Source organism: Streptomyces sp. SAI-170, assembly GCF_049739565.1.
GTDB lineage: Bacteria > Actinomycetota > Actinomycetes > Streptomycetales > Streptomycetaceae > Streptomyces.
The window spans coordinates 5,372,046-5,385,339 of the sequence record NZ_JBMGQD010000001.1; the positions used below are offsets into that span (position 1 = coordinate 5,372,046).

Consider the following 13,294-nt stretch of genomic DNA (forward strand, 5'->3'; position numbering starts at 1 on the left):
TTGGGTCTGAGCAAGCGCTTAGACATGTGACCTGGAGGTGGCGGCGTGCGCCGTACGGTGTTCAACGAGGATCACGAGGCGTTCCGGGAGACCCTTCGCGCCTTCATCGAGGCCGAGGTCGTACCGGTGTACGACGAGTGGTTCGCGGCCGGCCAGGCGCCGCGCGAGTTCTACTACAAGCTCGGTGAGCTGGGCATCTTCGGCATCAACGTGCCGGAGGAGTTCGGTGGCGCCGGTATGGACAGCCACAAGTTCGAGGCCGTCCTGTACGAGGAGACCGCCCGCGCGGGCGTCCAGTTCGGCGGCTCCGGCGTGCACGTGCTGCTCGCCCTGCCCTACATCAAGATGCTGGCGACGGACGAGCAGAAGAAGCGGTTCCTGCCGAAGTTCGTCTCCGGCGAGGAGATGTGGGCCATCGCGATGACCGAGCCGGGCACCGGCTCCGACCTCGCGGGCATGAAGTCCACCGCCAAGCTCTCCGAGGACGGCACGCACTACGTCCTCAACGGCGCCAAGACCTTCATCACCGGCGGTGTGCACGCCGACAAGGTCATCGTCTGCGCCCGTACCGCCGCGCCGACCGCCGAGGACCGCCGCCACGGCATCTCCCTGTTCGCCGTGGACACCAAGTCCGAGGGCTACTCCGTCGGCCGCAAGCTGGACAAGCTGGGCCTGCGCACCTCCGACACGGCCGAGCTGGCGTTCGTCGACGTCAAGGTGCCGGTCGAGGACCTGCTGGGCGAGGAGAACAAGGGCTTCTACTACCTCGGCCACAACCTCGCCTCCGAGCGCTGGGGCATCGCCTTCGGCGCCTACGCCCAGGCCAAGGCCGCCGTCCGGTTCGCCAAGCAGTACGTGCAGGAGCGCACCGTCTTCGGCAAGCCGGTCGCGCACTTCCAGAACACCAAGTTCGAGCTGGCCGCCTGCCAGGCCGAGGTCGACGCCGCCGAGGCCGTCGCCGACCGCGCCACCGAGGCGCTGGACGCCGGCGAGCTCACCCCCGCCGAGGCCGCCTCCGCGAAGCTGTTCTGCACCGAGGTCGCCCACCGCGTCATCGACCGCTGCCTCCAGCTGCACGGCGGCTACGGCTACATGAACGAGTACCCGATCGCCCGCCTGTACGCGGACAACCGCGTCAACCGCATCTACGGCGGCACCAGCGAGATCATGAAGTCGATCATCGCCAAGGACATGGGCCTGTAAGGACACGGGTGACCCAGGCACTTCAGGATCTCCTCGATCTGCTCGACCTGGAGCAGATCGAGGAGAACATCTTCCGCGGCCAGTCCCGCTCCGCCGTCGTCCCCCGGGTCTTCGGCGGGCAGGTCGCCGCCCAGGCGCTGGTCGCCGCGGGACGCACGGTCCCGGCCGACCGGCTCGCCCACTCGCTGCACGCGTACTTCCTGCGCATGGGCGACCCGGGCGCGCCCATCGTCTACAACGTCGAGCGCATCCGCGACGGCCGCTCCTTCACCACCCGCCGGGTGGTCGCGGTCCAGCACGGCCGGCCGATCTTCTCGCTGTCCGCGTCCTTCCAGACGTACGAGGAGGGCCTGGACCACCAGGCGTCCATGCCGTCCGCGCCCGACCCGGCGACCCTGCCCACCTCCAGCGACCGGCTGCGCGGCTACGAGCACCTCGACCCCCGGGTCGTCGAGCACTTCCTCGCCGCCCGCGAGGCGATCGACCTGCGCTATGTCGACGAGCCGCCGTACGGCCGGTACGGCGCACCGCGCGAACCGCACTCCCAGGTCTGGTTCCGCACCAACGGCAAGCTGGCGGACGACCCGCTTCTGCACGTCGTCCTCGCCACGTACGTCTCCGACATGACCCTGCTCGACTCGGTCCTGCTCGCGCACGGCCGCGGCGGCTGGGCGGTCGGTGACGTGGTCGGCGCCTCCCTGGACCACGCGATGTGGTTCCACCGCCCCTTCCGCGCCGACGAATGGCTCCTGTACGACCAGGAGTCCCCGTCGGCGTCCGGCGGCCGCGGCCTCGGCCAGGCCCGCATCTACACCCAGGACGGCAGCCTCGCCGTGTCGGTCATCCAGGAGGGCGTGGTCCGCGTCCCGCGGTGACAGGACTCAGCCGGTCAGCTGCACCAGCGGAACGAGGCGTTGTTGTTGTAGGTGTTCACCAGCCGCCGCCACCCGGAGCCCGCGGCGATGGTGTCCGAGGCGCCCGCGTAGTAGCTGTTGTAGTACAGCCGCCCGCACCGCTCGGTGTAGTTGTAGGCGCTGGCCGCGTTGTTCTTCACCGGCTCGCCGTTGTCCCAGGTCCAGCCGGCGAAGTTGGCCACGTTGGCGTTGAGCGGGACCATGTCGCCGCCGTAGTCCGAGTTGTAGAAGATGCAGAAGTTCAGGCCGACCGGGACGTTGACCGCCTGGCAGTCCTGCAGCGGCGTGGCCTCGGCCGCCGTACCGCTCATCAGGCCGGTGACGGCGGCGAACCCCAGCAGGACGGTGCCGACTCGCTTGAAACGCACTTGATCCCCCTTGATCGAAATGTGGTCGAGCATGATCGTAGACCAGGGGATGTGCGACAACTACGGCAATGATCCGGCCAGTTGACGGCCGGAAAGTGCCTAGCCCAGCCCCGCCTCCGACAGCAGGTAAGCCGTCATCGGGTCGTAGTGGCGGGGGCTGACCACGTGGTCGTCGAGGGGGATCGTCACCTGGACGGTGCCCTCGGCCTCGGCGAGGAAGAGGGCCGGGTCGTTGCAGTCGGCGTAGCCGACGGAGTCGACGCCGTGCTGCCCCGCGTAGCCCGCCCAGCCGTGGTCGGCGACCACCAGGTCGGGCAGGGGGCTGCCCTCGCGCTCCAGGGCGGTGAGGATGGCCTTCATCGGCTCGCCCGAGTGGGTGTGCCACAGGGTCGCGCCGTGCTCCAGGACGGCCACGTCCGCGAACTGCATGACGTAGCCCTCGTCCGTCTGCAGCCCGTCCGGGATGACGACGATCTCGCAGCCGGCCGCGCGCAGGGCGGCCGCGGTCGCGCGGTGCACGTCGAGCAGGCCGCCCGGGTGACCGGTCGCGAACAGCACCCGCTGCCGGTCCTCGGCCGCCTTGCGCAGCCGGCCCGCGAGCCGCTCCAGCGCGTCCACCGTCAGCTCCGGGTCGATGGTGTCCTGCCCGTAGCGGTGCTCCGGGTCGTCGTTCACCCCGCAGCGCTCCGCCATCACCGCGAGCACGTCCTGCTCGTCGGTCCAGCGGTCGCCGAGCTCCAGGCCGAGCCAGTAGTGGCGGTTGCCGTTCGCCAGCTGTCGGTAGTGGGAGAGGTTGTTCTCGCGCGGGGTGGCGACGTCGCCCGCGATACGGGTTCTGACGAGGTGTTCGACGAGCTCGGCGCGGCTGGGTGTCCCGGGTATCGGCATGATTCCCATTGTGAGGCAGACCTCCCTGCCGGTCCCGGTCGTCCCGCGCGCTGGGACGCGCGTCACGTCACCCGGTGCGCCGCAGCGCGAACCACAACTCCATGCGTACGTCCGGATCGTCCAGGTCCGCTTCCAGCAGGGCCGCGCAGCGCGTGATGCGCTGGCGGACGGTGTTGCGGTGCACCGACAGGGCGACCGCGGTGCGGTCCCAGCTGCCGTGCAGCGACAGCCAGGTGCGCAGGGTCTCCGTCAGCGGCGGATGCAGCGGGGCGAGCAGACTGCGGGCGTGCGCCTCGGCCTCGTCCGCCGGGATCAGGTCCCCGAGGGCCGGGCGGTCGCCGTGCCGGACCAGGGCCGTCCGGGTGGCACGGGCCCGGGCCAGGGCGCGGGCCGCCTGTGTGTCGGCGACCGGCCACTCGGCGGGCTCCACGGCCGCGCTGACCCCCAGCGTCCAGCCCTGCTGCGGCCCCGGCTCCCGCCCGGCGGGCAGCAGCACCCGTACGACGTCGTCCGCCAGGTCGGCCAGCGGGGAGCCCAGCGCCGCCCCGAGCGCGGACGCCGCCACCGGGTCGGGGCCACCGGGCCCGTCCGGGCAGGCGTGCACCACGTGCCACGGCCCGGCCCCGAGCAGCCCGGCCACCTCACCGGGCGCCGCGCCCAGCAGCAGCCGTACCAGCGCCGAGGAGCGGGCCGCGCCCGGACCGCTCTGGTGCTCCCCGGTCAGCAGCGACAGCAGGACGGCCGCGACCGACGCGATGGTGTGGTCGCCGGGGTCCCGGCCGGGCGCCGCGACGGCGAGCACGAACCCGTGCCCGGCACCGAGGGCGTACGCGGTGAGGTGCGCCCCGCCGACGGTGTCGCTGGCGGAGGCGGACCCCCGCGCGACGACCAGCCCGGCGAGTGCCGCGAGAGCGGCCCCCACCTCCGGGTCCGGCCGTCCCGCCGCGGCGATCTCCGTCCCCTCCGGCCCGTACAGCACGGCCCGCCCCCCGACCCGCTGGGCGAGCCGGCGCAGCACCGACGGCACCGGGTCCGGGCGGGCCGCGGCGGCGGCGAGCGACTGCTGGGCCTCGGTGACCCGGCGCAGCTCCGCCGTGCGGGCCCGGGCCATGAGCTGCCACACCGCGCGGGCCACCCCGGAGAACGTGGTCTGCGGCGGCACCTCCAGCAGCGGCAGGCCGTACGTCTCGCAGGCCGCGACCAGGGCGCGCGGGACCGTGTCGTGGACGGGTGCGAGCCCGAAGCCGAGGGCCGCGCCGCCCGCGGCGACGATCCGGGAGACGTAATCGGCGAAGTAGTCGACGTACGTGCCCGAGCCCGCCGCCTCCGGGATGTGCACCCCGGCCGTCAGCAGCAGCTCACCGCCCAGCAGGTACGGATACGGGTCGGCCATCTCCGAGGTGTGCGCCCAGTGGACGACGACCCCCGTGGCGGGCGGCCCGGCGATCTGGCGCAGGCCGAGGTCCTCCCGGGCCAGGAGTGACGCCAGGGGCACGGGGGGAGTGGGTGGAACGGCCGGCTCCGGCATGGTGTGCGTTTCCTCCATCCGGCAGGGCTCGAATGGATGAAACGTACACTTCGCAGTCGCTTTCCGGCCACCTACTGTCGTTCGGGACCAGGCGGCCGCGGGTACGGGCGGATGTCCCCGCGTGAAGCCGCCGCACTCACCTCGTATCCCTGCACGACACGCCACCGAGAGTGCGCGAAGGAGGGCCCCGCATGGCCGTCGACTACACAGTGATCGTCGTCTATCTGGCCGGCATGCTGGCCATGGGCTGGTGGGGCATGCGCCGCGCCAGGTCCAAGAGCGAGTTCCTGGTCGCGGGCCGCAGGCTCGGCCCGGCCATGTACTCCGGCACCATGGCGGCGATCGTCCTCGGCGGCGCCTCCACCATCGGCGGCGTCGGCCTCGGCTACCAGTACGGGCTGTCCGGCGCGTGGATGGTCTTCACCATCGGGCTCGGCCTCCTCGCCCTGTCCGTGTTCTTCTCCGCCCGCATCGCCCGCCTGAAGGTCTACACCGTCTCCGAGATGCTCGACCTGCGCTACGGCGGCCGGGCCGGTGTCATCTCCGGCGTGGTCATGTGGGCGTACACCCTCATGCTCGCGGTCACCTCGACCATCGCCTACGCCACGATCTTCGACGTCCTGTTCGACATGAACCGCACGCTCGCGATCGTCCTCGGCGGCTCGATCGTCGTGGCGTACTCCACGCTCGGCGGCATGTGGTCGATCACCCTCACCGACATGGTGCAGTTCGTGGTGAAGACCATCGGCGTCCTGCTGCTCCTGCTGCCGATCGCCGTCGTCAAGGCGGGCGGCTTCGACGAGATGAAGGCGAAGCTGCCGACCGAGTACTTCGACCCGCTGGGCATCGGCGGCGAGACGATCTTCACCTACGTGCTGATCTACACCTTCGGCATGCTGATCGGCCAGGACATCTGGCAGCGCGTGTTCACCGCCCGCAGCGACAGGACCGCCAAGTGGGGCGGCACGGTCGCCGGCACCTACTGCCTGGCCTACGCCGTGGCGGGCGCGGTCATCGGCACGGCCGCCAAGGTGCTCTACCCGAACCTCGCCAGCGCCGACGACGCCTTCGCGACGATCGTCAAGGACGAGCTGCCCGTCGGCGTGCGCGGCCTGGTGCTGGCCGCCGCCCTCGCCGCGGTGATGTCCACCTCCTCCGGCGCCCTGATCGCCTGCGCGACCGTCGCGAACAACGACATCTGGTCCAGGCTGCGCGGCCTCGTGAGGTCCGCCGAGGAGGAGCACGACGAGGTCAAGGGCAACCGGGCCTTCATCCTGATCATGGGCGTCGCCGTGATCGTCACGGCCATCGCCCTGAACAACGTCGTCGAGGCGCTCACCGTCGCCTACAACCTGCTGGTCGGCGGCCTGCTCGTGCCGATCCTCGGCGGCCTGCTGTGGAGGCGCGGCACCGCCCAGGGGGCGCTGGCCTCCGTCACCGTTGGCGGCCTCGCGGTGATCGTCCTGATGGCCACGCACGGCATCCTCGCCAACGAGCCCGTCTACTACGGCCTGCTCGCCTCCCTCGCCGCCTACGTGATCGTCTCCCTCGCCACCCCGGCGACCGACGCCGCCGTCCTGGCCGCCTGGCGCGACCGCCTCGCCGGCCGGTCCCCGGAACCCGTGTCCGCACCCGTCCCGACTCACCAGTAGAGTCGTACGACAAGAAGTACATACGCGACGAAGCGTAAGAAAGAAGGCAATTGACCATGAGCAGCAACGAGACGCCCCGCGGCCCCGTCGACTCGTCCCGCATCCCGCGGTACGCCGGTCCCGCGACCTTCGCCCGGCTGCCCCGCCTGGACGAGGTCGGCCGCGCCGACGTCGCCGTCGTGGGTGTGCCGTTCGACTCCGGCGTCTCGTACCGGCCGGGCGCCCGCTTCGGCGGCAACGCCATCCGCGAGGCGTCCCGGCTGCTGCGCCCCTACAACCCCGCGCAGGACGCCTCGCCCTTCGCGCTCGCCCAGGTCGCGGACGGCGGCGACATAGCCGTCAACCCGTTCAACATCAACGAGGCCGTCGAGACCATCGAGGCCGCCGCGGACGACCTGCTCGGCACCGGTGCCCGCCTGATGACGCTGGGCGGCGACCACACCATCGCCCTGCCCCTGCTGCGCTCGGTGGCGAAGAAGCACGGCCCCGTCGCCCTGCTGCACTTCGACGCGCACCTCGACACCTGGGACACGTACTTCGGCGCCGAGTACACCCACGGCACGCCGTTCCGCCGCGCGGTCGAGGAGGGCATCCTGGACACCGAGGCGCTGTCCCACGTCGGCACCCGCGGCCCGCTGTACGGCAAGCAGGACCTCACCGACGACGAGAAGATGGGCTTCGGCATCGTCACCTCGGCGGACATCTACCGCCGCGGCGCCGACGAGGTGGCCGACCAGCTGCGCCAGCGCATCGGCGACCGCCCGCTGTACATCTCCATCGACATCGACTGCCTGGACCCGGCCCACGCGCCCGGCACCGGCACCCCCGAGGCGGGCGGCATGACCTCCCGCGAGCTGCTGGAGATCCTGCGCGGTCTGGCATCCTGCAACCTGGTCTCCGCGGACGTCGTCGAGGTGGCGCCCGCGTACGACCACGCCGAGATCACCTCGGTCGCGGCCTCCCACACCGCGTACGAACTGACCACCATCATGTCCCGCCAGATTGCCGAGGCTCGCTCGAAGTGACGCACGACCACGACCTGGTACTCCGCCCGACGCCGGCCCAGACGGAGGCCGCGCTGAATCCTCCCCCCGGCCGCAACGGCGGAGACCTGGTCGTGGAGACCCTGGCCGGGCTCGGCGCGACGACCGTCTTCGGCCTGCCCGGCCAGCACGCCCTCGGCATGTTCGACGCCCTGCGCCGGTCCGACCTGCGGTACGTCGGCCTGCGCGTGGAGAACAACGCGGGCTTCGCGGCGGACGCATACGGCCGCGTGACGGGTGAGGCCGCCCCCCTGCTCCTCTCGACGGGCCCGGGCGCGCTGACCTCGCTCGCGGCCCTCCAGGAGGCGGCGGCCGCCAGCGCCCCTGTCCTCGCCATCAGCAGCCAGGTCCCGACGGCGGGCCTGGGCGGCGGCCGCCACGGCTATCTGCATGAACTCCCCGACCAGGCGGCCTCGTTCCGGGGCGTGGTCAAGTCGGTCCACACCGTCCGCACCCAGTCCCAGATCCCGTCGGCCATCGCGGAGGCGTGGGAGTCGGCCCTGACCGCCCCGCACGGCCCCGTGTGGGTGGAGATCCCGCAGGACGTGCTGCTGGCGGAGACCCACCTGCCGGTGGTGACGGCGGTGGACGCGACGCCGGAGGAACTGGCGCCGCGGCCGGAGCTCACGGCGGTGGCGGCGGACCTGCTGTCTTCCGCCGCCCGGCCGGCGATCATCGCGGGCGGTGGCGTCGTACGATCCGACGCCTCGGGCAAGCTGAAGGCGCTGGCCGAGAAGCTCCAGGCCCCGGTGGTGACCACGTTCGGCGGCAAGGGTGCCTTCCCCTGGGAGCACCCGCTGTCGTTGCAGTCCTGGCTGGAGGACCGGCACACCACGGACCTCCTGGAGGACGCGGACGTCCTGCTGGTGGTCGGCTCGGGCCTGGGCGAGCTGTCGTCCAACTACCACACGTTCAAGCCGCGCGGCCGGGTCATCCAGATCGAGGCGGACCTCGGCAAGCTGGAGTCCAACCACCCGGCCCTCGGCATCCACGCGGACGCCCGGCTGGCGTTGCAGGCGCTGCTGGAGACGGTCTCGCAGCGGGACGATGCCTCTGCGCCTGAGCGGGTGCGGGCCTTGCTGGCGAGGGTGCGGGATCGTATCGCCGCCCAGGAACTCACCCTGGAACAGCAGGTGCTGGCCTCGGTCCGGGCGGCGCTCCCGTCCGACTCCCCGTCCTTCTGGGACATGACGATCCTCGCCTACTGGGCCTGGTCGGCCTTCGACCCCAAGGGCCCCAACCACATGCACTCCGCCCAGGGCGCGGGCGGCCTCGGCTACGGCTTCCCCGCCGCACTGGGCGCGGCCGTGGCCGACGGCAGCCGCCCCGTCCTCGCGGTGTCCGGCGACGGAGGCGCGCTGTACTCGATCGCCGAGCTGGCGACGGCCCGCCAGTACGACCTCCCGGTCACGTGGCTGATCATCGACGACGGTGGCTACGGCATCCTGCGCGAGTACATGACGGACGCCTTCGGCCAGCCGACGGCAACGGAGCTGACCCGTCCCGATTACGTGGCCCTGGCGGAGTCCTTCGGCGTACCGGGCGTTCGTACGACGCCGGAATCCCTGGAGGCGGACCTGTCGAAGGCACTGGCCACGCCTGGGCCTTCAGTGGTCGTACTCCCGGCCGTCCTGCGCATGTTCGCGCCTACGCACCTGCCTTCAACGCCCTGACGAAGCACGACCAACCGGCCGTGGAGAAGACCACGGCCGGGCCGTGGGGGTTCTTGGAGTCGCGGACGGGGACGCCGGTGGGGTGGTTGTCGAGCACTTCGAGGCAGCTGCCGGCTTGGTCATTGCTGTAGGAGGACTTGCGCCATCCGTGCAGTGCTGCCGCGTTGGTGATCGTTCGGTCAGTCATGGCGCTCGTAGTCCCTTGCTGTTGCTCTGAGCAGAGCCAGTGATTCCCTGAGTGGAAGTGCGTTGCCCAGCGCGAAATCGTAGCGATGTTGCAGCTCCTGGACTACGGAGGGGGCGTCGTGGATCTTGCCCATGTGCAGGCCCTCGGCGTACGCGGTGGGTGGCTGGTCCTCGAACCACATCAGAGTGAGCATGTTGCTCAGGAGCGGATGCTCGCCCAGCTCGAACGGCAGCACGTGCACCTGGATCCGGCCGCTCTCGCCGAGCTGTACGAGGTGCTTGAGCTGCTCCGCCATGACGCCCGGCCCACCGATCTGGCGCCGTAGTACAGCCTCGTCCAGCAGTGCCCACACGGCGGGCGTCACCGGATCGTCGAGGATTTTCGCGCGCTCCAGGCGTGTGACAAGGCGCCTGTCACATTCCTCGTCACTCACCCGCGGGAACGACGTGTTCAGAACCGAACGCGCGTACCCGGCAGTCTGGAGGATGCCCGGCACGAACGAGAGCGCGAACTCACGGATCATCACCGCTTGTTGTTCGAGCTCTAGGGCCACCTCGAAGTAGTCGGCAACCGCGGCCTCCTCCTCCGGCAGGAAGCTGCTCAGCACATTCCCCGTGTTCAGAGCCAAGTCCAGCCGCCGAGCATCCTCCCGGGACGGCACCCGTCGGCCCGCCTCGATGTGCGCGATGTGCGAACGCGTCATGACCGCCATGTCGGCCAGCTGCTGCTGCGTCAGGCCGGCCGTCTCGCGCTGCTGCCGGAGCCAGTCACCGTACGTGTTGGTCATGGCCAACTCCCTTGTGACAAATGCCTGGTCACATCCGACCCCCTGGTCAGGCTAGCCCGGCACGTCTCACTCTGTGAGTGGATCGCTACACAAAGCGATACCCCCGCGACCGTGCGACCGGTCCGGGGGCGTGGTCATCAACTCTTCCTAGGGGCCGACGACATGCGTCACCGTATCGCCGTTTTCTTCCTCCGTGCGCGACTTCGGCGCCAGGCGCCACCGCCTCCGGGCCCGGCACCGCTGCTCGGCATCGGCATCGGTTCTCTGGGGATGCCGCCCGCGAGGGAGGCGGTCAGGTGAGCGACGCCCGCCTGCTGCCCTGGGAAGGGACGGAAGGCAAACCCTGCTACCTGGTCACGGACGGAACCGGCTACCTCTCCCGCGTGGCCGACACCATCGAGTGCGTGCAGCTCGGGATGGCCGGCGACCTCCTCGGCCACGCGGCCGATCTGCTGGCCGACGACACTGCGACCAACGCCCAACTCCGGTTCATGCTGGCCCGGATGCGCGAGGCGCTGACGGATGTGCGCCGGATCGCCGAGAGCAGGGGCGCACGACTGCCGGCGCCCGGCGGCGAGGGCCCGTGATGCGAGCCGCTCCCGTCGTGCGAGGTCACGACGGGGGCGGCTCACGTGCGAGACCGGACGTACCGAGCGGCTCGCCAAGTTGCTTGCAGCACTTGGGCGTTGATGTCGAACAAGAGCCCGCCTGCTCGCCCGAAGCCCACTATGCTCTGCGCTACCGGTACTTCGTTCGCCGTCCAGTGCTCCGGTCCTGTCCCAGGGCCGGATCCCGCCGCGAGGCGGGACACTACGGCGAGAGGAGTCCGGCCATGGCAAGGCGAAGGCGTGGCACGGCAGGTGGCGAGCCGGAACCGCTTCCCCGATGGGCGCGGACGGCGGTCGCGATCCTGACACCGCTGGCGCCCCTTGTCGCGGTGTGTGTGCAGGTGTTCGCCAGGTAGAGGCGACGAGAGGTGTGGGGCGGACCGGAAGGTCGACTCGCGGCATGCTGGGCGAGTCCGACCGCCCATTACTCGGCCGGACCCACCCGGCGCACGCACTGCGGTCCGGCCCCGGTGCCCGCCGGGGTCGGACCACATTTCCGCGCCGGCCTGCTCCCGTCGTACCCGTCCCCCGACTCGGACCCGACAGGTGCCTGCCACCTCTACTCTGGCACGTTCGCCCTACGTGCGCGTCGGCGTTACCAGATCGCCTCGACCCACTCCGGGTGGTCGATGAACGGGTTCCGGTTGTGCTGGTAGGTGTCGTAGATGACCTGGTTGCGGCGCTCCTCGAAGGCGTCCGGCGGGTCCTCGGCGCTCCAGGCCTTCAGGACGGAGAGGCGGCCGTGGTACGGGGTGCCGCCGGTGTTCACCGCGTCCTTGGGCTCCAGGTTCGGCCAGCCGTCGTCGCCCTCGTAGCGGACGGCCATGTAGAGGATCATGCGGGCCACGTCGCCCTTGACCGCGTCGCGCGGCTCGAAGGAGTCGGAGTCCATCAGGCTGCCGCCGCTGTTGGTGAAGCTGGAGCCGCCGTTGTCGAAGTCCAGGTTGCCGCGACGGGCGTTGACGGTGACGTCCTCCGGGCGGATGTGATGCAGGTCCGTGCCGGGCCCTGCGGAGGTGCCGAAGTCGCCGTGGGACTGGGCCCAGACGTGCTCCCGGTTCCAGTCGCCGGTGTCGCCGCCGTTGAGGGACTTGCTGCGGGAGATGCCCGAGTACAGCAGCTTCACGTTGTTGCTGTTGTTCGGGTCCTGGTCGGTGACCTTCAGGGCCTCCCAGAGCCCCGAGTAGGACAGCTTGGTCTGGCTGCTGATGATGGTGTGCAGCGAGGACTTCAGGCTCGTGCCGGTCTTGCCGATCGCGTTCTTGTAGTACGTCGAGTCGTACGCGGTCGTCGTCGCGGCGGCGGGCGTCGCGGTGAGTGTGGGGGCGGTGAGCCCGGTCAGCAGGGCGGCGGTGGCGAGGGCCACCGACCTCCAGCGTCGGGCGCGGGAAGACGGCATGTGGGGTCCGTTCTACGCGGGTTGATGGAGCGGCACCCGGGAGAGTGACATGCACATGTACTCATTGGGGTGAACGAACAGTGTCGGTTGCATGACAGAAGCTGTGAAGGGCCGCCCGGGGAACTTCCGATCGAAAGCGTGCAACTATCCGTCAACTTCGTGAGTCAACAGGGGCATGACGCACCAGAGACGCGCGAGAGCCCTCGCCGCCACCCTCGGCGCCGGCCTCCTGATACCCCTTGCCGCCGCCTCACCCGCCGACGCGGCAACCCCCACGGTCAGCTGCACCTCCGCCAAGGCGGGGCTGGCCACCAAGCTGCGGCAGGACATCCAGGCCGCCGTCAACGCCCGCAGCGGCACCATCGCCGTCGGCGTCTACGACCGCAGCACCAAGACCATCTGCACTCTGCGTCCGACCGTGCGCTACGACTCGGCCAGCGTCGTGAAGGTGACCGTCCTCGCCGCCCTGCTCTACGACACCCAGCTGCAGGGCCGCGGACTCACCGACCGCGAGATGTCCCTCGCCCGGAAGATGATCACGGTGTCGGACAACGACGCCACCACGGCCCTGTGGAACCAGCTCGGCGTCACGAAGATCAAGCGCTTCCTCGCCGCCGCCAACATGACCCACACCGTGCCCGGCCCGTACGGCACTTGGGGCATCACCCAGATCAGCGTCACCGACGAGCAGAAGCTGCTGAAGATGCTCACCGCGAGCAGCTCCACCGTCCTCAGCCCCGCCCGGCGCGCCTACGCCCTGAAGCTGATGCGCGAGGTCGTCTCCTCGCAGCGCTGGGGCACCCCGTACGGCGCCCCCTCCACCGTCACCAAGGCCGTGAAGAACGGCTGGCTGCAGCGCTCGACCGACCACCGCTGGCGCGTGCACAGCATCGGCGCCTTCAAGGGCAACGGCCACGACTACTTCATCAGCGTGCTCACCCTCAACAACACCGGCAGCACCTGGCAGTACGGCATCAACACGATCCAGAACATCTCCAAGGTCGTCCACCGCGACCTGCACGCGAGCTGACGCCTGACCGACGT

The 13,294-nt window shown here is 70.6% G+C and carries 13 protein-coding genes; 7 read left to right on the plus strand and 6 right to left on the minus strand.

The genetic code is table 11. The features are described from left to right. Positions 1–45: 45 nt before the first annotated feature. Both RKD23_RS24080 and tesB read left to right on the plus strand, forming a co-directional pair. Entirely contained in the window at positions 46–1,203 is a 1,158-nt protein-coding gene (locus tag RKD23_RS24080) for an acyl-CoA dehydrogenase family protein (protein ID WP_424855546.1), read from the plus strand. Positions 1,204–1,211: 8 nt separating this feature from the next. Next, positions 1,212–2,078, plus strand: a complete 867-nt coding sequence (gene tesB, locus RKD23_RS24085; RefSeq protein ID WP_424855547.1) for an acyl-CoA thioesterase II — start codon at positions 1,212–1,214, stop codon at positions 2,076–2,078. A gap of 14 nt (positions 2,079–2,092) precedes the next feature. Here tesB and RKD23_RS24090 read toward each other — a convergent pair whose 3' ends face one another. The 3 genes from RKD23_RS24090 to RKD23_RS24100 all read right to left on the minus strand — a co-directional run bounded on the left by RKD23_RS24090 (position 2,093) and on the right by RKD23_RS24100 (position 4,901). Then, positions 2,093–2,485, minus strand: coding sequence for a peptidase inhibitor family I36 protein (locus RKD23_RS24090; RefSeq protein ID WP_424855548.1), 393 nt, complete (start codon positions 2,483–2,485; stop codon positions 2,093–2,095). A gap of 99 nt (positions 2,486–2,584) precedes the next feature. Beyond that, positions 2,585–3,373 (minus strand): phosphatase, encoded by a 789-nt coding sequence (locus tag RKD23_RS24095; protein WP_424855549.1) that lies wholly within the window; start codon positions 3,371–3,373, stop codon positions 2,585–2,587. A 67-nt stretch (positions 3,374–3,440) separates the two neighbouring features. Continuing rightward, on the minus strand, positions 3,441–4,901 hold the full coding sequence (locus RKD23_RS24100; protein WP_424855550.1) for a PucR family transcriptional regulator ligand-binding domain-containing protein: 1,461 nt from the start codon (positions 4,899–4,901) through the stop codon (positions 3,441–3,443). Between the two features lie 191 nt (positions 4,902–5,092). On the opposite strand from RKD23_RS24100, the gene RKD23_RS24105 reads away from it, so the two are divergent. From RKD23_RS24105 to RKD23_RS24115, 3 genes are read left to right on the plus strand one after another with little or no spacing between them, the layout of a single operon-like run. After that, a complete protein-coding gene (locus RKD23_RS24105; protein ID WP_424855551.1) occupies positions 5,093–6,553 on the plus strand; it encodes a sodium:solute symporter in 1,461 nt (486 codons plus the stop codon). Positions 6,554–6,609: 56 nt separating this feature from the next. Further along, positions 6,610–7,578, plus strand: coding sequence for an agmatinase (speB, locus tag RKD23_RS24110; protein ID WP_404036023.1), 969 nt, complete (start codon positions 6,610–6,612; stop codon positions 7,576–7,578). Beyond that, entirely contained in the window at positions 7,575–9,269 is a 1,695-nt protein-coding gene (locus RKD23_RS24115; protein WP_424855552.1) for a thiamine pyrophosphate-binding protein, read from the plus strand. Before speB ends, RKD23_RS24115 begins: the two co-directional genes overlap by 4 nt. On the opposite strand, the gene RKD23_RS24120 is transcribed toward RKD23_RS24115, so the two are convergent. Together RKD23_RS24120 and RKD23_RS24125 are read right to left on the minus strand one after the other, a co-directional pair. After that, the gene (locus RKD23_RS24120; protein WP_424855553.1) at positions 9,244–9,456 is read right to left on the minus strand and encodes a DUF397 domain-containing protein; all 213 of its coding nucleotides are present in this window, start codon (positions 9,454–9,456) and stop codon (positions 9,244–9,246) included. The genes RKD23_RS24115 and RKD23_RS24120 overlap by 26 nt on opposite strands. Then, the gene (locus tag RKD23_RS24125) at positions 9,449–10,243 is read right to left on the minus strand and encodes a helix-turn-helix domain-containing protein (protein ID WP_424855554.1); all 795 of its coding nucleotides are present in this window, start codon (positions 10,241–10,243) and stop codon (positions 9,449–9,451) included. Before RKD23_RS24125 ends, RKD23_RS24120 begins: the two co-directional genes overlap by 8 nt. A 296-nt stretch (positions 10,244–10,539) precedes the next feature. On the opposite strand from RKD23_RS24125, the gene RKD23_RS24130 reads away from it, so the two are divergent. Further along, on the plus strand, positions 10,540–10,830 hold the full coding sequence (locus RKD23_RS24130) for a hypothetical protein (protein WP_424855555.1): 291 nt from the start codon (positions 10,540–10,542) through the stop codon (positions 10,828–10,830). Between the two features lie 616 nt (positions 10,831–11,446). Here RKD23_RS24130 and RKD23_RS24135 read toward each other — a convergent pair. Next, complete coding sequence (locus tag RKD23_RS24135) at positions 11,447–12,250, minus strand: endonuclease I family protein (protein ID WP_404036009.1); 804 nt, start codon at positions 12,248–12,250, stop codon at positions 11,447–11,449. A 175-nt stretch (positions 12,251–12,425) separates the two neighbouring features. Between RKD23_RS24135 and RKD23_RS24140 the strand changes: the two genes are divergently transcribed. Continuing rightward, entirely contained in the window at positions 12,426–13,280 is an 855-nt protein-coding gene (locus RKD23_RS24140) for a serine hydrolase (protein WP_424855556.1), read from the plus strand. Positions 13,281–13,294: the final 14 nt, after the last annotated feature.